The following is a 19,109-nucleotide window of genomic DNA, read 5'->3' on the forward strand; positions in this document are numbered from 1 at the left end:
CCCCTTGCGGGGGAGATGTCCGGCAGGACAGAGGGGGGTGGGCGGGAACGCGACCTTTGCCCAGTGTCTGGACCAAGCAAGACAGCGGTCCCGTCACCGCGATGACCGCCTACCTCCTAAAACGCCTCGCCATCGCCTTCGCCACGCTGGTCCTGGCCTCCATGGTGGTTTTCGCCGTGCTGGAGATCATCCCGGGCGACCCGGCGCGGCTGATGCTGGGCATGAACGCCAGCGCCGATCAGGTCGAGCTGCTGCGCAACCAGATGGGCCTCAACGCACCCCTGGCCTTGCGCTATCTGCACTGGGCCGGTGGTTTGCTGAGCCTCGATTTCGGCCGCTCCTACACCTATTCGGTGCCGGTCATCGATCTAGTCCGCGAGCGCGTCGTCGTCTCGCTGCCGCTGGCGCTGATCGCGCTGGCGCTCTCCACCCTCATTGCCATTCCGGTCGGGCTGTTTTCGGCCGGCCGGCACGGACGGGCCGGCGACACGATTGCCATGGGCGCTGCGCAGCTTGGCGTCGCCGTGCCGAACTTCTGGTTCGCGCTGATGCTGATCTATCTCTTTGCCGTCTGGCTGCGGCTGGTGCCGGCGGGCGGATTTCCGGGCTGGGGCGCCGGCATCTGGCCGGCGCTCAAGGCGCTGGTCTTGCCGGCGATCGCGCTCGCCCTGCCGCAAGCGGCGATCCTCGCCCGCGTCACCCGCTCGGCGCTGATCGAAGTGCTGAACGAGGATTACATCCGCACCGCGCGAGCCAAGGGCCTGCCCTACCGCGCCGTCCTGTGGCGCCACGCGCTGCGCAACGCCATGATCCCGGTGCTGACCATTCTCGGCCTGCAATTCGCCTTCCTGCTCGCCGGCACCATCATCATCGAGAACGTCTTTTATCTTCCCGGCCTCGGCCGGCTGGTGTTCCAGGCGATCACCCAGCGCGACCTGATCGTCGTCGAAAGCGTCGTCATGCTGCTGGTCGCCGCCGTCATCGCCGTCAACCTCCTCGTCGATCTCTCCTATGCGGTTGTCGATCCACGCCTGAGAAGCCGGCCATGACGCTGCGCCTCGACATGCCGGAAGAGAACCTTGCCAGCATCCTGGGCAAGGCCTTTGGCAATCGTTCGTTCCTCGCCGGATTCGCCATCACGGCGCTGGTGGCGGCGGTCGCGCTCGTCTCGTTCTTATGGACGCCCTACGACGTCACCAGGCTGGTCATCGCCGACAAGACGCAAGCGCCTTCGCTGGCGCACTGGTTCGGCACCGACCATTTCGGCCGCGACATCCTGTCGATGATCATGGTCGGCGCCCGCAACTCGATCGCCGTAGCACTTGTAGCGGTCGGCATCGGCGTGGGCATCGGTGTGCCGCTCGGCGCCTTTGCCGCGGCGCGCGGCGGCCTCGTCGACGAAGCGCTGATGCGGCTCAACGATCTCGTATTTGCCTTCCCTGCCCTGCTCTCGGCGATCATGATCACCGCCATCTTCGGGCCGGGCGCGGTCAACGCCATCATCGCCATCGGCATCTTCAACATTCCGGTCTTTGCCAGGGTTGCCCGCGCCGGCGCGCTCGCCATCTGGCAGCGCGAATTCATCCTCGCCGCGCGCGCCGCCGGCAAGGGCAAGACGCTGATCACGCTGGAACATGTCCTGCCCAACATCGTCACTCTGCTGCTGGTGCAAGGCACCATCCAGTTCGCGCTCGGCATCCTGGCCGAGGCCGGGCTTTCCTATGTCGGGCTGGGCACGCAGCCGCCGATGCCGAGCTGGGGCCGGATGCTGTTCGACGCGCAGACCCGCATGGTGGTGGCGCCGTGGATGGCGATCTTCCCGGGCATGGCGATCGTCATCACCGTGCTCGGCCTCAACCTGCTCGGCGACGGCATCGCCGATATCCTCGATCCACGCTCACGGCGGCGGCGATGAGCCTGCTCGAAATCGAGAGCCTGTCGCTGACCATCGGCGACACGCCGATCCTGAGGAACATCGAGTTGTCCGTCGCGCCTGGCGAGGTAATGGGGCTGGTCGGCGAATCCGGCTCGGGCAAGTCGATCACCGCGCTCACCGTGATGCAGCTTCTGCCTTATGCGGCACGCACCACCGGCCGCGTCGCCTTCGACGGCATCGATATCCTTGCGGCCAGCGAAGACCAGATGTGCGCACTGCGCGGCGACGACATCGGCATGGTGTTCCAGGAGCCGATGACAGCGCTCAACCCGGTCAAGACCATTGGCGAGCAGGTCGCCGAGGGCATACGCTGGCACACCGGGGCGAGCCGCGCCGACGCCGAGGAACGGGCGCGAAAAATGCTCGACCGGGTCGGCCTGCCGGCGGCGCAATTCCCGCTGTCGCGCTATCCACACGAACTGTCCGGCGGCCAGCGCCAGCGCGTCGTCATCGCCATCGCCTGTGCACTGAAACCCAAACTGCTGATCGCCGACGAGCCGACGACGGCGCTCGACGTGGTGCTGCAGGCACAGATCCTCGATCTTCTGCGCGATCTGGTCGCGGAAAACCGCATGGGCCTGCTCTTGATCTCGCACGACCTGGCGGTGGTCACCGAGATGGCGGACCGCATCACCATCCTGCGCCATGGTGAGGTGATGGAGGCCGGCGACACCGCCCGCACGCTGTCCGAACAGCTCCACCCCTACACGCGCCAACTGGCGCAGGCCTCGATGCATGTACCCGCGCGGGCCAGGACACACGAGGTCGGCCAAGGCCAGCCTTTGCTTCGGGTGGACAGTGTGACGCGCGATTATCCCGGGCGGCGCACATCGCTGTTCAAACGCTCCGCCCCGACCCGCGCCGTCGACAACGTCTCGTTCTCGATGACCTCAGGCCAGTCGGTGGCGCTGGTCGGGCGTTCCGGCTGCGGCAAGTCCACGCTGGCCCGCATGATCCTGGCGCTGGACGGGCCGACATCGGGAACAATCCGGTTTCGTGGGCAAGAGATCACCGGCAAGAGCGAGGCCGACCTGAAATCGGCGCGGCGCGATATGCAGGTGGTGTTCCAGGATCCTTACGGCTCCTTCGACCCGCGCCAGAAGGTCGAAAGGCTGGTCGCTGAGCCGCTGCATGTGCTGGAGAAGAAGCCGGATGGTGCAGAACGGCGCGAGATGGTGGCAAACGCCTTGCACGAGGTCGGCCTCAGCCCGCGCGACATGGACAAATACCCGCATGAGTTTTCGGGCGGCCAGCGCCAGCGCCTGTCGATCGCCCGCGCCATCATCACCCGCCCGAAACTGGTCGTCGCCGACGAGCCGGTCTCGGCGCTCGACGTCTCGATCCGCGCCCAGATCCTCGACCTCTTTGCCGAACTCAACCAGAAGCTCGGCATCGCCTATCTGTTCATCACCCACGATCTGATCGTCGCCCGCGCCATATCAGACGAAGTGATGGTCATGCATGACGGCCGGATCGTCGAGCGCGGCAAGACGAGCGAGGTGCTCGACCACCCGCAATCCGAAGCGGCCAGGGCATTGGTCGGTGCGGCTCCCGACCTGCACCGGGCGATCGCGCGACGGCTGCGGGAACAAGGGTGAACGGAGGACCGTCGGCTTACTTTTCCGGCTTCACCACATCGACCGGGCTGATGTCGAGCAGGTCGAGCGTACGGCGCAACAAGCGCACCTCGGTCTCGGCCAATTGCAAATCGGCCTTGGCGATTTCCGCCATGTGGCGCGCGAGCAGCCTGCGCCGCTCGATGTCGAGGTCGCGGAACTGCGCGATGGCCTGCGAGCCGTTGGTCTCGTAACCGAACTCGTTGAGATATTCGATGACGCGGTCGATGCTCGATTCCGGAATGCCGAAGGCCTCCCGGCAGATGCGCCTGAAGGCGACCATCTCGCTCTCGCTGACCGATCCATCGGCAAGGATCATGCGGAACAACATGAGCAATTCCGCCGACAGAACCGGATCGTCCGCGACCTTGCGCACGCCGGGGTCGCCATCGAAGATCGAGCGTATCTGGTCAAGCAAAGCGAATGCCATCGATTTCCCCTTCGGTTCGTCGCGAATAGGTAGCGCGGAATCGGTTCTGTGCAAACGGGTTAGAAGGTGCCAATCGCGGTGGAACTGCCGGCGGAACCCATGGCGAGGCTGACTGGTGTATGGTTGCGGGCCTGATAGACTGCGGGCGTACGAATCATGTTGGAGGAGCCACACATGAATCTCAGTGCACCTACTCAGTTAATTTTCATCATTTCTCTTGTTATCGCCATCATCGGCCTTCTCGCCGCTCTTGGCGTTCTTGCGTTTATTCCCCTTGCCGCGGTGTGGATTGTCCTCATCGCCTACATTGTGCTTGCCGCCGGTTGCTTGATGCGCGGCGCCTAGCACCAAAATCTCAGGCAACTCGGAGCGCCCGGTCAAAAGCCGGGCGCTTTTGATTATACGCGACGGTCTGTTAAAGTCGCTGGGCGGAAGGAAAGCCAATGCCCGCCCAGACCAAAGACGGCCACCGCTATCCCAGTCCCGATCTCGGTCGGTTCGAGATGGCGCGGCGTTTGCCAGGCCCTTCGCTTCGGGGTATGGTGAGCGACATCTGCTTCTATCGCGAAACCATGCCCGGCCGTTTCCGCAATGTCGAATATGCCTCGCTGACCGTGCCGCTGGTCATCAGCTTCGCCGAGCCTTTCGCCATCGGTCTGGGCAGGAACCCCGGTGACAATGACCGCTTCGCCAGTTTCGCGGCTGGCCTCTACGCCGGTCCGGTGGTGATCGAGTCCTTCGGCGGCGCCTGCTGTGTCCAGATCAATTTTACACCGCTCGGCGCCCGCCGCTTCTTCGGCCAGCCGATGAGCGAACTGACCGACCGCATGGTCGGCCTCGACGATGTGCTCGGCGTCGAAGGCATCGTCCTGCGTGAAAAGCTCGGCAACGCCGAGGACCGGAGCAGCCGCTTCGACATGGCGGAAGCCTTCGTCGCCGCACGGCTGGCTGAGGCCCGGGAAACGCCGGCTGAAATCGCCTGGGCCTACGACCGGATCATCATGTCAGGCGGCCGGTTTCACGTCTCCTCTCTTGCCGGCAGGCTGGGCTGGAGCCGCAAGCATCTCTCGGCAAAATTCTCCGACGCCATCGGCGTCGGCCCCAAGACGCTGTCGCGCATCGTCCGCTTCAACCGGGCGCTCGGTCTTTCGCGGCAGGACAAAAGCGATTGGGCCGACATCGCCGCCGATTGCGGCTACGCCGACCAGTCCCATCTGGTGCGCGAATTCCGCGACCTTGCCGGGCAAACGCCGACGGCGCTCGCGGTCAGGTAACATTTCTTCAAGACGCCGGAGCAGCCTTCGTCCAGATTGGGTCATCCAACAACCCGATTGAAGGAGACCGTCATGCCCACAGCAACCGAAGCGCCCCGGCTCTATCCCGCGCTGCGCTACAGGAATGCGACCAGGATGATCGACTGGCTGGGCGAGGCCTTTGGCTTCAGCGTCCGTGCCCGCTACGGCGAAGGCGAAATCGTACACCATGCCGAACTCGTTTTCGGCTCCTCGATGATCATGCTCGGCACGGCGCGTGACGACGACTACGGCAAGATGGTCGGCGAACCGGGTTCGGGCGGCGGCAAGTCGATCTATGTCGCCGTCGACGATGCCGACGCAGCTTATGAGCGTGCCAAGAACGCCGGCGCCGAAATTCTGGAGGAACTTGTCGACCGCGATTATGGCAGCCGCGAATTTATCTGCCGCGATCCCGAGGGCAATGTCTGGTCGTTCGGCACCTACTGGCCGAAGGCCGGCGAGAAGGCTTGAACTGGTAGCGCTGCACAGAGGACAGGTTGCAGGCCTGCTAGCGGCCAGGAATCCACTGTTCGTTCCTTGGACCATCGCCGACATTCGAGATTAGCCGAAACGCCCATCGCTTCGTCATCCTGGGGCGGAGCAAGGAGCGAAGCGACGCGGCGCAGACCCCAGGATCCATGCCGTGACTTCAGAGCGCTGCTGCGGTGTAGAATTCTGCTCCGCTGCACTCTTCGGTTAAGGTTACGGCATGGATCCCAGGGTCTCCGCGACGGAGCTTCGCTCCTGCTTCGCCCAGGGATGACGAAGCGATGGGCGTTTCGGCTAATCTCCAAGCCACGCGATCCGCCAACCCAAGCACATCCGGCCTGCCCAAGCCTCTGCGCTGAGGAACATGAGCTCTACCGCGCCAGCCCAAAAATCGCGTCGCAGTCGAGGTGGGTTTCCAGCTCGGCCCCGACCTCGTCCAGCGCCCGTTCGACCTCGGCGCGATAGTCAATGCCGCCACCCAAGACGCCGAGGCTCTCCAGGAATTTTGCCCGGAAGCCATCGGCGGAAAACAGCCCATGCATATAGGTGCCTGATACCTTACCGTCGGCGGAGATCGCACCGTCGTCGATGCCATTGATAATCGCCGACGGCCGCAACGTGTCCGGACCGGTGGTGCGGCCGAGATGGATCTCGTAGCCCTCAAGCGGCAGGTCGAATGGCACGGAATGCGCGCTGACATTGCGCACTGTCTTTTCCGGCTCCATCACCGTTTCGATGTCGAGCAGGCCAAGGCCTTCCGCCTCGGTGACGCTGCCTTCGATGCCGTCGGGATCGCGCACGATTTTGCCCAGCATCTGGAAGCCGCCGCAGATGCCGACAATATGGCCGCCGCGCTTGCGATGGGCGACAAGGTCGCGATCCCAGCCATTCTCGCGGAATTTCAGGAGATCGGCGATCGTCGATTTCGAACCGGGAATAACCACCAACCCGGCATCCCGCGGCAGTGGCTTTCCCGGCGGCACGAAGACCACCTCGACCTGCGGTTCGGCCTTGAGCGGGTCGAGATCGTCAAAATTGGCGATGCGGCCGAGCATCGGCACCGCTACCTTCAGCGCCCGCTCCTCGCCAGAGGCCAGCCGTTCGAGCACGACCGAATCCTCCGAGGGCAGCCGCGCCGCCGCCTTAAGCCACGGCACGACGCCGAAGCAGCGCCATCCCGTGAATTTTTCGATCGCCATGATGCCGTCCTCGAACAGCGAGACATCGCCGCGGAATTTGTTGATGAGATAGCCGACGATCATGCGCCGGTCCTCCTCCGGCAGGATCAGATGCGTGCCGGCGACCGAAGCGATGACGCCGCCGCGATCGATATCGCCAACGAGGATGACCGGCACGTTTGCGCGTGTCGCAAAGCCCATATTGGCAATGTCGCGGTTCCTGAGATTGATCTCGGCCGGCGATCCCGCGCCCTCGACGATGACCAGATCCGCGCCCTCGCCGACCTTCGCCCAGGAGTCCAGCACGGCATCCATCAGCCGGCCCTTCAGCGCCTGGTAGTCACGCGCCCTCGCCTCGCCGAACACCTTACCCTGCACGATAACTTGCGCGCCGACATCGGTCTGCGGCTTGAGCAGCACCGGGTTCATGTGGACCGAGGGCGCAACGCCACAGGCGATCGCCTGCAGCCATTGCGCCCGGCCGATCTCGCCGCCGCCGGCATTGTTGTCGCCAGGAATGTCGGCGACGGCGGCATTGTTCGACATGTTCTGCGGCTTGAACGGCCGCACCTTCAGGCCGCGTTTCCTCGCTGCACGGCAGAGACCCGCGACCAGCACCGTCTTGCCGACATCGGAGCCCGTACCTTGCAGCATGATCGCCTTGGCCATGGCTCAGCCCCTGCCCTGCGCGACTGTGCCGGGAATGGTCGATTTCTGCGCCAGTGGTCCGCCGCGCCAGATGTACAGCGCCAGCAGCGGCTCCTTTGCCGTTCGCATGGCGTGATTGACGTTGGAGGCATGGTGGATCACCTCGCCCGCTTCGCGAACATGAAAGCCGCTGTCGCCCTTGTGCCATTCCGTCCCGCCGGTCAGCGGAATGTAGATCTCCTCGGCAATGTGATGATGGTCGGGATAGACGATGCCGGGCCCAAGGATGAGCAGGCCGGCCGCGACCTCGTCATTGACGAAGGGACCGCGCGTGCCGAAGACTTCCAGCCAGCCATATCTGGTCAGGAACTCCGCGCCGAAATCGGCGGCGTTGTAGGTCTGGCCCCAGCGCAGCTCATTGCGATGCGCCGCGAGAAACCGCGCCAGGGGTCGGGCATTCGGCGGCGCCAGTTCGGCGGCGCGATCGAGATAGCCAAGGCAAGGCAGGCCGTGCGGCTCGAGCGGACGAGCGGGCATATCCCAGCCAATCCGGGCCACCGCACCGCGCACGAGCGCCTCCTCGAACGTTTCGAGATAGGTTCGGAAATGCTCAAGCAGTTCATTTGAATTCGTCGACACATCTTGCTCCGGACAGGCATTCGCGCACAGCCGTTCCGCAAAAGCGTCGGGTTGCGCGGCGGCATCATTGGTCTAGATTGGTGCGCGCGCAAAGCCAAAAACAACAGGCCAGCAAGCCAACCCAAGGGAGCACGCCATGGACGCCGCGGCCGATGCGAGCACCAGCCAGTTCGAACTCAACGAGGACCAGCGCGCCATCCAGGAGATGGCTGCGGCTTTCGCAGCCGACCGTGTCGCGCCTTGCGCTTTGGACTGGGACCGCAACAAGCATTTCCCGGCGGATGTGATCCGCGAGACCGGCCCACTCGGCTTCGGCGGCATCTATGTCAGGGATGATATCGGCGGCTCGGCGCTCGGCCGGCTGGACGCGGTGCTGATCTTCGAGGCGCTTTCTCGCGCCGATCCGGCCTTTTCCTCCTTCATCTCGATCCACAATATGGTGGCCTCGATGATCGACCGCTTCGGCAGCGAGGAACAGCGCCAGCGTTTTCTGCCGAAGCTGACCTCGATGGAATGGCTGGCGAGCTATTGCCTGACCGAACCGGGCTCGGGGTCGGACGCGGCTGCGTTGAAGACGCGCGCGGTGAAGAACGGCAGCGACTATGTGCTGAACGGCGCCAAGCAGTTCATCTCCGGCGCCGGCGACAGCGATCTCTATGTCGTCATGGCGCGCACCGGCGCCGACGGGCCGAAGGGCATTTCCACCTTCGTTGTACCGAAGGATGCGCCGGGTCTCTCCTTCGGCGCCAACGAGCACAAGATGGGCTGGCACATGCAGTCGACACGGCAGGTCATCTTCGAGGACTGCAAGGTGCCGGCGCAGAACCTGCTTTCGGCAGAGGGCGCCGGGTTTTCCATAGCCATGGCCGGGCTCGACGGCGGCCGCCTCAACATCGCCGCCTGTTCGCTGGGCGGCGCGCAATCGGCACTCGACAAGGCGCTTTCCTACACGGCCGAGCGCAAGGCTTTCGGCAGCAAGATCAACCAGTTCCAGGCGCTGCAATTCAAGCTTGCCGACATGGAGACCGAGCTGCAGGCTGCGCGCATCTTCCTCTACGCCGCCGCCGCGAAACTCGACCGCAAGGCGCCGGACGCCGGGAAATGGTCGGCAATGGCCAAGCGGTTCGTCACCGACATCGGCTTCAACGTCGCCAACGATGCGCTGCAACTGCATGGCGGTTATGGCTATCTGCACGATTACGGTATCGAGAAGCTGGTGCGGGATCTGCGCGTCCACCAGATCCTCGAAGGCACCAACGAGATAATGCGCGTCATCGTCGCCCGCGCGCTGATCGGGCGGTGACGCCTATGCATGTCGCCCAAAAGTGCTCAGCGGTTTTGGGACAACGACATGCATCAAAAACCAAAGATCGGAGAAAACGATGACCACCATCGCCTTCATCGGCCTCGGCAACATGGGCAATCCGATGGCCGCCAATCTGGTCAAGGCGGGACATGCGGTGCATGGTTTCGACCTGGTGCCGGAAAACCTGACGGTTGCGCGCGACCATGGCGTCATCATCATGGCCAATGCCGTTGCGGCGGTGAAGGATGCCGATGTGGTCATCACCATGCTGCCGGCTGGCAAGCATGTGCTCTCGGTCTACGAGGACATCGCGCCCAAGGCGAAGAAGGGCGCGTTGTTCATCGATTCCTCGACCATCCATGTCGAGTCGGCGCGAAAGGCCCATGCCATCGCCGGCAAGCACGGCCTGCTTTCCATCGACGCGCCGGTTTCGGGCGGTACCGTAGGCGCCGCCGCCGGCACGCTGACATTCATGGCCGGTGGCTCGAAGGATGCCTTCGCCAAAGCCGAGCCGATCCTCAAGCCGATGGCCGGCCGCATCGTCCATTGCGGCGACGGTGGCGCCGGACAGGCGGCAAAGATCTGCAACAACATGATCCTCGGCATTTCGATGATCGGCGTCGCCGAGGCCTTCGTGCTGGCCGAAAAACTCGGCCTGTCGAATCAGGCACTGTTCGACGTCGCCTCGACCTCATCGGGCCAATGCTGGTCGCTCACCACTTACTGCCCGGTGCCCGGCCCGGTTCCGACATCGCCCGCCAACAATGACTACAGGCCGGGATTTGCGGCAGCCCTTATGCTGAAAGACCTGAAACTGTCGCAGGAAGCCGCGCAAAGCAGCGGCGCGGTGACGCCGCTTGGCGCTGAAGCCGCACAACTTTACGCGTTGTTCAATGCACAAGGGCATGCCGGCGCGGATTTTTCCGGCATCATAAATTTCCTCAGGGGTGCCCCTGCGTAAGCTTCTAGCTTCACAAGGCTTTTTGGATTTCTGGTCGACAAAGGCACCGCGAATTTAGATTTGCTTAAGCTCTCGATAACCCGGTGGTAACGATGTGCCTGTAAAACGGATTGCGAGGCGGACATATCCGCCCGGCGCTCCGGATCAGGTCTCGCGTACCGGAGCCCGTAAGTTTCGCAAGTGCATTTGTAGCGAAACGCCATGCGTATCTGGCAAAAGCCGCGTTCCCGATGGGACGCGGTTTTTGCGTTTCTGGAACCGCACCCCGCGGCGCTCGATCCTGTGCTTCGTCATCCGGGATGGAGCGCCTTGCTCCGCCCCAGGATTGACGGCAGGCAAGATCGTCCCGATCAGCGCTTGCGCAGATCCGCTTGCGCCAGATCCAGCGCCCTGGCGATGCGCTCGCAGGCCATGTCGATCGTCTCGCGCGTCCAGATCAGCGGCGGCGACAGGATCATCGTGTCGCCGGTGGCGCGCAGCATCATGCCTTGGGCGATGGCGTGATCGCGGACGGTTACCGCAGCGCTGCCCGCGGGAAGGAAGCGCTCCTTGGTCGCCTTGTCCTTGACGATCTCGATTGCTCCCATCAGTCCGATCGAGCGCACTTCGCCGACCAGATCGTGGCCACCGATACGCTCCTGCAGCGCTGTTGCGAAATAGGGTCCGGTGTCGTTCTTGACGCGGTCGACCAGGCCTTCCCGTTCCATGATCTCCAGGTTCTTCAGCGCCACGGCGCAGGCCACGGGGTGACCCGAATAGGTGTAGCCGTGATAGAACTCACCACCCTTCTCCACCAACGTCGCCGCGATGCGGTCGCCGACCAGCAGCGCCGACAGCGGCTGGTAGCCGGAGGTCAACGCCTTGGCCGTGGTGATCGTGTCCGGTTCGATGTCGAAGGTTTGCGCCGCGAACCATTCGCCGGTGCGGCCATAGCCGGTGATGACCTCGTCCAGCATCAGCAGCACATCGTATTTGCGGCAGATGCGCTGCACTTCCGGCCAGTAGCTCATCGGCGGGATCTTAACCCCGCCCGCGCCCATCACCGGCTCGCCGATGAAGGCGGCGACCTTGTCGGCGCCAGCTTCGAGGATGGCGTCCTCGACGGCCTTGGCGGCGCGCAGGCCGAAATCATGATCGCTTTCGCCGGGCAGCGCCAACTCATAGGCATAAGGCATCATCACATGGACGATGTTGGGAACGGCGCCGCCAAGCTGCTTGTGCATCATGTCCATGCCGCCAAGCGAGGCGCCGGCGATGGTCGAGCCGTGATAGCCCATCTTGCGCGCGATGATGCGGTTCTTCTGCGGCTTGCCTTCCAGCGCCCAGTAGTGGCGCACGAGCCTTAGCGCCGTGTCGTTGGCCTCCGAGCCGGACGAGCCATAGAACACCTGGCTGACGCCCTTGGGCGCCAGTTCCGCCAGCTTCCTGGAGAGCAGTACCGGCGTCGGCGTCGAGCATTTGAAGAAGGAATTGTAATAGGGCAGCTCCTTCATCTGGGCATGGGCGGCATCGGCCAGCTCGTCTCGGCCATAACCGACATTGACGCACCACAGCCCGGCCATGCCGTCGAGGATTTCCGTCCCGTCGGCATCGTAGATGAACGGTCCATTGGCGTGGGTGATGATGCGCGAGCCGGTCTCACGCAATTCCTTGTGGTCGGTGAACGGATGCAGATGATGCGCGGCGTCGATCTGCTGAAGCTGCTTCAGCGAGTAATTCTGGTAAGTCATCTCAGGTCATTCCTCTTTGAATCAATCCGGCAAGGCCGGGGCGGATTCTTCAGAGGCAGCCAGGCGGCGAATAGCCGATGCGGGCGCACAGGCGGAGCAGCTCGGCACGAAGCGTGCGCGGTGACGGCGTCACCGCGACCCCGAAGGCGCCAGATGTCTTCGTACGAGCCATGCTCTCACCTTAGGCTGCCTGAGGCCCGGGTTTCAAGCCGTTCCGCTCAGCGCCCTTTGCAGGAAGACATACTTCATCGCCGCCTGGGCTGCTTGCGGCCGACGGTCGCCGCGGCCGCCATGGCCACCCTCGGTCTCCTCGAAGAACAACGTCTTGGCATGGCCGGCGGCCTGCAGCCGCGCCGCCATCTTGCGCGCATGGCCGGGATGGACGCGATCATCGGCGGTCGATGTCGTCAGCAGCACCGGCGGATAGGCGGCATCGGCCGAGACATGCTGATAGGGCGAATAGGCGGCGAGCCATGCCGCTTCGTCCGGTTTCGCCGGATCGCCATACTCGGCCGTCCAGGAGGCGCCGGGCGGCAATTCTGTGTAGCGCAGCATGTCGAGCAACGGCACCTCGATGATCACGGCCCCGAACAGCTCGGGATGCTGCGTCAACGAAACGCCCGTCAGCAGGCCGCCATTCGAACCGCCTTGGATGCCGAGCGAGCTTGCGGTGGCGATGCCGCGTTTCACCACATCCTGCGCGACCGCGGCGAAATCGTCGAAGGCATTCTGCCGGTTGGCCTTGAGCGCCGCCTGGTGCCAGTTCGGGCCGAACTCGCCGCCGCCCCGGATATTGGCCTGGACATAGGCATTGCCCTTCTCCAGCCACAGCCGGCCGCGCACGCCGGCATAGCCCGGCAACAGCGGCACTTCGAAGCCGCCATAGCCGTAAAGCAGCGTCGGCACCGGCCCATCCTGGTCGCGTCGCCTGACGACGAAGTAAGGGATCATGGTGCCGTCCTTCGAGCGTGCCTCGAACTGTTCCGAGATGAAAGGCGAAGCGTCGAAACGCGCCGGCTGGGATTTCACCGTGGTAAGCGTCGCGCCATCGTCGTCCGACCAAACGATCGAGCTCGGCGTCAGGAAGTCGGTGAAGGAGAAAGAGACACTGGCGCCGAAATGCTCGGCGTGGGCGATGCCGACATTGCCATTGTCCGGCAGCGCCACGGGCTTCAGGGACCAGGTACCGTTGTTGCGTTCGCAGACGACGACCTTGCCGCGCACATTGTCCATCAGGCTGATGAACAATCGGTCCTGCGTGCGGGCGATGCCGGCGATGGAAACACGATGCGCCGGATCGAGCAGGGTTTCCACCGGACCCAAGGCGCCAGTTTCGACCCAGCGCGCCAGGTCCAGCGAATAAAGGCCGTCCGGTTTGCACACCACGCCGTCTGGCGTCGTCCACGAGCTGCGCACGCCGAAGACAAGCTGATCGCGGAAGATCGCGCTGTCGGTCATGTCGTCAGGCAAGGGAAGGCGTCTGTTTTCGCCTGAAGGCAATCGCAGGAAGATGTGCGAGGCGAAGAAATTCAGCGTCCGGGCCAGGACCAGATAGCGTCTGTGGCCATCGAACTCGAGAGCAGCCCCTGCGGCGAGGTCCTCTTTCTCAGCCTCGAAGATCGGCGTCGCGTCTTCCAGCGCGGTGCCGCGCTTCCACAGCTTGACCACGCGCGGATAGCCGGACTGCGTCTTGTCCGCCTCCTCGAAGGCGGCCGAGACGATGACTGTGTCCTTGTCCAGCCAGCCGAAGCTCGATTTAGAGGCGGGAGCCCGAAAGCCATCCTCGACAAAAGACTTGGTTTCGATGTCGAATTCGCGCATCTCGCTGGCGTCGCCGCCATCGGGCGACATAGAGAGCAGGCAGCGGCTAAAGTCGGGGTAAAGCCGGCTGGCGCCGCCGAACACCCACTTCACACCCTCTTTCGCCGACAGCAGGTCGAAGTCGATGATTGTCTCCCACTCCGGCTTCTCGGTCTTGTAGGACGCGACCGTCGTGCGCCGCCAGAGGCCGAGAATATTGGTCTTGTCCTGCCAGAAATTATAGACATAACCGTTGAGCACGGCACCGACGGCGATGTTGTCTTCGGCCGTCATCAGGTCCAGCGCGGTTTGGAACGTTGCTTGGTAGGACGGATCGCCCTGCAATTCTCCGACGCTTATTTCATTCTGGCGATGCACCCAGTCGAGCGCTTGCTTGCTGGTTCGATCTTCCAGCCAGAGAAAGGGGTCGGCCGCGGAATTCGACTGCGCCTGTTTGATCGGCTTGGTCATATGATCTCCGAATACGTGATCTAGCGTCGCCAACATCGACATGCCGGCACCGATATTCAAGACGACGCGCCGTTTTTTGCGCTTACACGATCCGGCGTCGCACGACGGTCATGACTGCCAGCGCCAGGCAAATGGCGCCCAGCGTAATCGGCAGGCCGGACGCGCCGATGACGTCCATGACGCCGCCGGTGAGCGGCGGGACGAGGATGCCACCGACGCCCCACATCAGCGAGAAGGCGGCATTGCCGGCGACAAGCGCCGAGCCGGTAAAGCGCTCACCGAGCTCGATGATCGACATCGTGTAGATGCCGTAGGAAACCGCGCCCCAGATGAAGACGCATGGCCAGATCAGCGGCGTTTCGATGAGCAGCGGCAGCAGCACGCATCCGAGCACGGTCAGCGACACGCAGATGAAGCGCACCAGACGCGCCGTCAGCCGTTCCGCCAGCAGGCCGAGCGGCACCTGCATGGCGATGTTGCCGGCGATCATTACCGACAGCAGCGCCGACATGCGGGTCTCAGTGATGCCATAATGCGTTCTGTAGACAGGCAGCAGCGCCAGCACCCCTTGCTCAAAGCCGGCGGCCACGACGACCGCCGACAACAGCAGCCAGGCCATCGGCATGAACCCCATGACAGAAACCCGGTGCCCGGCCTCGTCGACCTTGGGCAGCCGTGGCAGCACCGTCGCGAGGCAGGCACCGCAGAACACAAAAGCGGTGATGCCGACGAGGAAGGGCGGCCATCCCTCGGTGCCGACGGCGAGCAGGCAAAGCGGCCCAGCGGCGAAACCCGCCGAGATGATCGTGGAATAGACGCCCATGACGCGGCCGCGGCGTGCCGGCGGCGCCAACGCGATCACCCAGATTTCGCTCAAGACGTAGAGCGGGTTGGTCACCGCGCCGATCAGGAAGCGCAGCGGAAACCACAGATAGACGTTTTGAGTCCAGCCGATCAGCGCCAGCACGATCGCCGAAAGCGCCGCGCAGGTGAGCGCCGTGCGCCCTGCCCCGAACCGGCGTGCCAAAGCCGGGATCAGCGGCGAGGAGACGATGAAGCCAATTGGCGTCATTGCCGCCGACAGCCCGATCATGGCTGGCGAGACACCCTGCCGCTGCAGGATGAAGCTCAGCAGCGGATAGGAGAGCCCTTGCGCGATGGCGAACACCGAAACGGTCGCGATCACGCCGGTGATCGCTGCCCACTGCATTGCCTCGTTGTCCGTTTCCGCCAGATCCATGATCCGCACCTAATAAGGGTTCCAGGACTAGCGGCTCTGTCCGATGGGGGTAAGCCCCGCCAGGGAAAAACCCGCTTGCTCCCGCCAAAGCCTGTCAGGAGTTTTTGCGCTTGGCGGAGCGGTAGAGCGCGAACGCGATCAGCAACGCATCGAGCCCGGCGATAACCGCCGGCAGCCCAAGCGGACCGATCACCTGCATCAGCGAGCCGGCGCCGGGCGGGCCGACAATGCCGCCGGCGCCCCACATCAGGGCGAAGGCGGCGTTGCCGGCGACAAGCGCGGTCCCCTTGAACCGGCTGCCGAGTTCGACCAGCGCCATCGTATAGACGCCGTAGCCGACCGCACCCATCACCACCAGCACGGGCCAGACGGGCGGCGTCGTGATCACGAGCGGTAGCAACAGCGCGCAAGCGGCCGTCGCCAAAGCGCAAAACACGATCATCGCCCGGCCGCCAAAGCGCTCGGCCATCAGCCCAAGCGGGATCTGCAGCAGGATGTTGCCGGCCGACAGCGCCGTCACCAGCGCCGCCAGCCTCGCTTCCGGCAAGCCGTAGCCGGTGCCGAAGACCGGGATCAGCGCATAGGTGCTCTGCTGGACGGCGGCCGCAACCAGGACCGCCAGCAGCAGCGCCGGCGCCAGCCTGGCGAAGCCGACGATGCCGCCCTGGATCTGGCCGTCATCCTCGAAACCGGTGAGTTTGGACGAGACGGCGCGCAGGATCAGTGCGCAGAGTGCAAAGCCCGATATCGCCGCGACGAAGGGAGGCCATCCCGATGTGCCGACCGTGATCAGGATCAGCGGCCCCGCCGCGTAGCCGGCGCCCAGCAGCGTATTGAACACGCCCATCACCCGGCCACGGCGCGACGGTGGCGCCAGCGACAGCGCCCACACCTCGCCAAGCACATAGAGCGGATTGATGACCACGCCGACGAGAAAGCGGATGATGAACCAGGCGACCCAATCCTGCAGATAGCCGATGCCCAAGAAGCAGAGCGCGCCGGCCAGCGAACAGCCGACGGCGAGATTGCGCGCACCTACGAGCCGGACGGCGGCCGGCACGAACGAAGCCGACAGGATGAGGCCAACCGGCATCATCGCCGCGGAAAGGCCGATCAGCGCCGGCGACATGCCTTGCCGCTGCATCAGCAGCGTGAACAGCGGATAGCTCAGCCCTTGCGCGGCGCCGAACATGGCCAGGGCGGCAGTAACGCCGGCAAGTGCCGCCCACTGCGTTCCCGCCTCGCCATCGCTCGAACTGGTCGCGACCATCCGCCATCCCTGTGAATTGCAGACCATCCGATCGGCAAATCACCCAGCTAGCGGTTCGATTTCGCGAAAGAAAGGGCCGGCACACGGAATCCGCTTGCGCCAAAAGACCATCGCCTGCACGACGAATCGTGCATGCCCTGCAAGCAGAGACTACGGAAAATAGCGGGCAATCGCTCCCTTCTTGCCGTCCGCGTAGGGCTTCAGCCACTTGTCGTCGATGGAAAGCCCGTCGTTATCAGAAGGTCCTTTCCCGATGGTCCGGCGCCAGGCGCGAAACTTGTAGTGGTCGAACACATCGAGCATGTGGACCGCATAGGCTGCGGCAAAGGTCTTGTCGCCTTCGACGATCACTAAATTCTCGTCATTCTCGTAGGACGCCTTGTAACCGAGATTGTGGCTGCCGGTGATGACGGTGGCGTTGTCTTCCATCGGATCGATGATCACGATCTTGTCGTGGACGATCGCGTGGCCGACGGTCAGCACCTCTGCCTGGAAGTCGCGCGCAACCGTGGCTCCGGTGAGATTTGCCGCCCTGACGATGGACACGTTCGGCGCCTCCCAGACTTTTTCGGGAAAGACGAATGGCGTCTTGCCGTCCTTGTTCGATTTGTGGGTGACCGGATCCTTGGTCGGGGCGACGTAGTTCGGCATGGCGGCAGGGTCGCTGATCGCGCCTTGCACGATCAGCTTAGGATCCGCCTTGGCCGCCGCGACGGCCTGGTCGACGATCGAATTTTCGCCAAGCCGCGAAGGATTGAACACCAGGAAGAGCACCGCGCGCTTCGCCGCCTTGATCCTGGCGAAAACATCCGTGAGGTCGACCGGCCGCACCGAGATGTCTTTCTTGTTGCGGTCGGGATCGTTCGGCGAAAACCATACCGTCATGCCGTCCAGGTTTGCCGAGGCGCCGTTCAGCGGGTTTGGTATGTGGTTTTCCCTGCGAAACGGCACGCCTTGCGTCTGCGCGACCCGACCGGCCGCGCTTTCGCTGGCCGGCGGCGGGAACACGTCGGCCTTCATGCGCTCCCAATAGGCATCGAACACCTTGGCCATCGCAGGGTCGTCACGGATGAAGGCATTGTTGGTCTGCCCGCAAATGCCGGTCGAGGTCCAGTTGGTGCTGCCGGTCATGACCGCCTGCGCATTGCCTTGCGCATCGCGGTAGACGGCAAATTTGTTGTGGCCGATATGGTTGTTGTTGAACAGACGATCGGTCAGCGTGACGCCGGCGTCGCGCAGCCGCTTTCTGAAAGGCGCGTTGCCGGCATCCCAGGCCTTGGTCTGGATATCCCTGCCCGAATTCGAGAGGATGACGTCGACGACATCCTTGGCGTCGATGATGGCGTCGCAGAGTTCATCGTCGCCAAGTTCATAAAGCGCAAGCCTGACAGTGCCGCCCTCGGCCTTGGCCCGTTTCATCAGGCTGGTGAGCACATCCGGCACATCGCCATGCAGATAGGCGCGTATCTCGCTGCCGGGACGCTCGAGCTCGGCCCTGATCTTGTCGCGCTGCCCGACCTTGATCCCGGCATCCTCCAGGGCGCGTGACATCCATTGCGTCGACAGCACGCCATTGGTGAAGGCGACCCGCGCCTTGCCGAACATCTGCCCGAGAAAGATCGGCGGGCTGACGGCGCCCTGGCCGAGATAGCCAAGCGGCCGCGCCGGTCCGGTATAGGCGGGTTCGCCGTCGACGACCTGATCCGGGCGCACCGGCACCGGATCGAGGCCCGGCTTCATGTCGCCGACGGGGCGCACACGGTAGGCGATCATCTCGCCCTGCGGCCTGACGCCGAGACTGTCGCGGCGGCGCCGCACGGTGAGGTCGCGCCAGAATGTCTTTTGCACCGGCCATACGCCGGTGTCCTGCGGGATCCACCTCGGATTGCGCTGGCCCTTGAACGGCACCCACGACGCCAGGCAACGCTCCTCGCCGGTGTCGGGATAGAGGCGCACGATCTCGAAGCCGAGACAGCCCGGGATCATCCCATCGAGATCCCATGACAGGAACGCAACTTCGTTGTTTGTGGCAGCACGCACTTTGATGACGTCCGGCATTGCGGTCCCCCTCGAAGTTGCTCAACAAGGAAGTATGCCAGA

At 63.9% G+C, this 19,109-nt stretch carries 17 protein-coding genes; 8 read left to right on the forward strand and 9 right to left on the reverse strand.

The genetic code is table 11. The features are described from left to right. Nucleotides 1-101: 101 nt before the first annotated feature. The 3 genes from C9427_RS16780 to C9427_RS16790 are packed head-to-tail and all read left to right on the forward strand — an operon-like array spanning nt 102 to nt 3,534. On the forward strand, nt 102-1,049 hold the full coding sequence (locus C9427_RS16780) for an ABC transporter permease (RefSeq protein WP_107650252.1): 948 nt from the start codon (nt 102-104) through the stop codon (nt 1,047-1,049). Beyond that, nucleotides 1,046-1,915: an ABC transporter permease gene (locus tag C9427_RS16785; RefSeq protein WP_107650253.1), complete on the forward strand. Its 870-nt coding sequence runs from the start codon at nt 1,046-1,048 to the stop codon at nt 1,913-1,915. The genes C9427_RS16780 and C9427_RS16785 overlap by 4 nt, the downstream gene beginning before the upstream one ends. Next, complete coding sequence (locus C9427_RS16790) at nt 1,912-3,534, forward strand: ABC transporter ATP-binding protein (protein ID WP_107650254.1); 1,623 nt, start codon at nt 1,912-1,914, stop codon at nt 3,532-3,534. The genes C9427_RS16785 and C9427_RS16790 overlap by 4 nt, the downstream gene beginning before the upstream one ends. 16 nt (nt 3,535-3,550) lie before the next feature. Here the strand turns inward: C9427_RS16790 and C9427_RS16795 are convergent, their stop codons facing one another. After that, entirely contained in the window at nt 3,551-3,982 is a 432-nt protein-coding gene (locus C9427_RS16795) for a TerB family tellurite resistance protein (protein WP_107650255.1), read from the reverse strand. A 174-nt stretch (nt 3,983-4,156) separates the two neighbouring features. Between C9427_RS16795 and C9427_RS16800 the strand changes: the two genes are divergently transcribed. The 3 genes from C9427_RS16800 (at nt 4,157) to C9427_RS16810 (ending at nt 5,748) form a co-directional block, all read left to right on the forward strand. Further along, entirely contained in the window at nt 4,157-4,327 is a 171-nt protein-coding gene (locus C9427_RS16800) for a hypothetical protein (RefSeq protein ID WP_107650412.1), read from the forward strand. Nucleotides 4,328-4,425: 98 nt separating this feature from the next. Beyond that, nucleotides 4,426-5,256, forward strand: coding sequence for a helix-turn-helix domain-containing protein (locus tag C9427_RS16805; protein WP_107650256.1), 831 nt, complete (start codon nt 4,426-4,428; stop codon nt 5,254-5,256). A 72-nt stretch (nt 5,257-5,328) separates the two neighbouring features. Continuing rightward, nucleotides 5,329-5,748: a VOC family protein gene (locus C9427_RS16810; protein WP_107650413.1), complete on the forward strand. Its 420-nt coding sequence runs from the start codon at nt 5,329-5,331 to the stop codon at nt 5,746-5,748. Between the two features lie 389 nt (nt 5,749-6,137). Here C9427_RS16810 and C9427_RS16815 read toward each other — a convergent pair whose 3' ends face one another. After that, on the reverse strand, nt 6,138-7,613 hold the full coding sequence (locus C9427_RS16815) for a cobyric acid synthase (protein WP_107650257.1): 1,476 nt from the start codon (nt 7,611-7,613) through the stop codon (nt 6,138-6,140). A gap of 3 nt (nt 7,614-7,616) precedes the next feature. After that, a complete protein-coding gene (locus C9427_RS16820; RefSeq protein WP_107650258.1) occupies nt 7,617-8,231 on the reverse strand; it encodes a dimethylsulfonioproprionate lyase family protein in 615 nt (204 codons plus the stop codon). A 136-nt stretch (nt 8,232-8,367) separates the two neighbouring features. Between C9427_RS16820 and C9427_RS16825 the strand changes: the two genes are divergently transcribed. Together C9427_RS16825 and mmsB are read left to right on the forward strand one after the other, a co-directional pair. After that, nucleotides 8,368-9,534: an isobutyryl-CoA dehydrogenase gene (locus tag C9427_RS16825; protein WP_107650259.1), complete on the forward strand. Its 1,167-nt coding sequence runs from the start codon at nt 8,368-8,370 to the stop codon at nt 9,532-9,534. A 79-nt stretch (nt 9,535-9,613) separates the two neighbouring features. After that, nucleotides 9,614-10,498, forward strand: coding sequence for a 3-hydroxyisobutyrate dehydrogenase (gene mmsB, locus C9427_RS16830; RefSeq protein ID WP_107650260.1), 885 nt, complete (start codon nt 9,614-9,616; stop codon nt 10,496-10,498). A gap of 350 nt (nt 10,499-10,848) precedes the next feature. On the opposite strand, the gene C9427_RS16840 is transcribed toward mmsB, so the two are convergent. The 6 genes from C9427_RS16840 to C9427_RS16865 form a co-directional block, all read right to left on the reverse strand. Further along, nucleotides 10,849-12,228: an aspartate aminotransferase family protein gene (locus tag C9427_RS16840; RefSeq protein ID WP_107650262.1), complete on the reverse strand. Its 1,380-nt coding sequence runs from the start codon at nt 12,226-12,228 to the stop codon at nt 10,849-10,851. A 49-nt stretch (nt 12,229-12,277) separates the two neighbouring features. Continuing rightward, nucleotides 12,278-12,400 carry a capsid protein gene (locus C9427_RS16845; RefSeq protein WP_097575053.1) on the reverse strand — a complete coding sequence of 41 codons (123 nt, stop codon included), beginning with the start codon at nt 12,398-12,400 and terminating at the stop codon, nt 12,278-12,280. Nucleotides 12,401-12,432: 32 nt separating this feature from the next. Beyond that, nucleotides 12,433-14,499: a prolyl oligopeptidase family serine peptidase gene (locus C9427_RS16850; protein WP_107650263.1), complete on the reverse strand. Its 2,067-nt coding sequence runs from the start codon at nt 14,497-14,499 to the stop codon at nt 12,433-12,435. 82 nt (nt 14,500-14,581) lie between these two features. Further along, nucleotides 14,582-15,739 (reverse strand): MFS transporter, encoded by a 1,158-nt coding sequence (locus C9427_RS16855; protein ID WP_107650264.1) that lies wholly within the window; start codon nt 15,737-15,739, stop codon nt 14,582-14,584. A 94-nt stretch (nt 15,740-15,833) separates the two neighbouring features. Next, the gene (locus C9427_RS16860) at nt 15,834-17,009 is read right to left on the reverse strand and encodes an MFS transporter (RefSeq protein WP_107650265.1); all 1,176 of its coding nucleotides are present in this window, start codon (nt 17,007-17,009) and stop codon (nt 15,834-15,836) included. A 150-nt stretch (nt 17,010-17,159) separates the two neighbouring features. Then, nucleotides 17,160-19,067 carry a phospholipase D-like domain-containing protein gene (locus tag C9427_RS16865; protein ID WP_107650266.1) on the reverse strand — a complete coding sequence of 636 codons (1,908 nt, stop codon included), beginning with the start codon at nt 19,065-19,067 and terminating at the stop codon, nt 17,160-17,162. Between the last annotated feature and the right edge of the window lie 42 nt (nt 19,068-19,109).

It is taken from the genome of Mesorhizobium helmanticense, assembly GCF_003034915.1.
GTDB lineage: Bacteria > Pseudomonadota > Alphaproteobacteria > Rhizobiales > Rhizobiaceae > Mesorhizobium > Mesorhizobium helmanticense.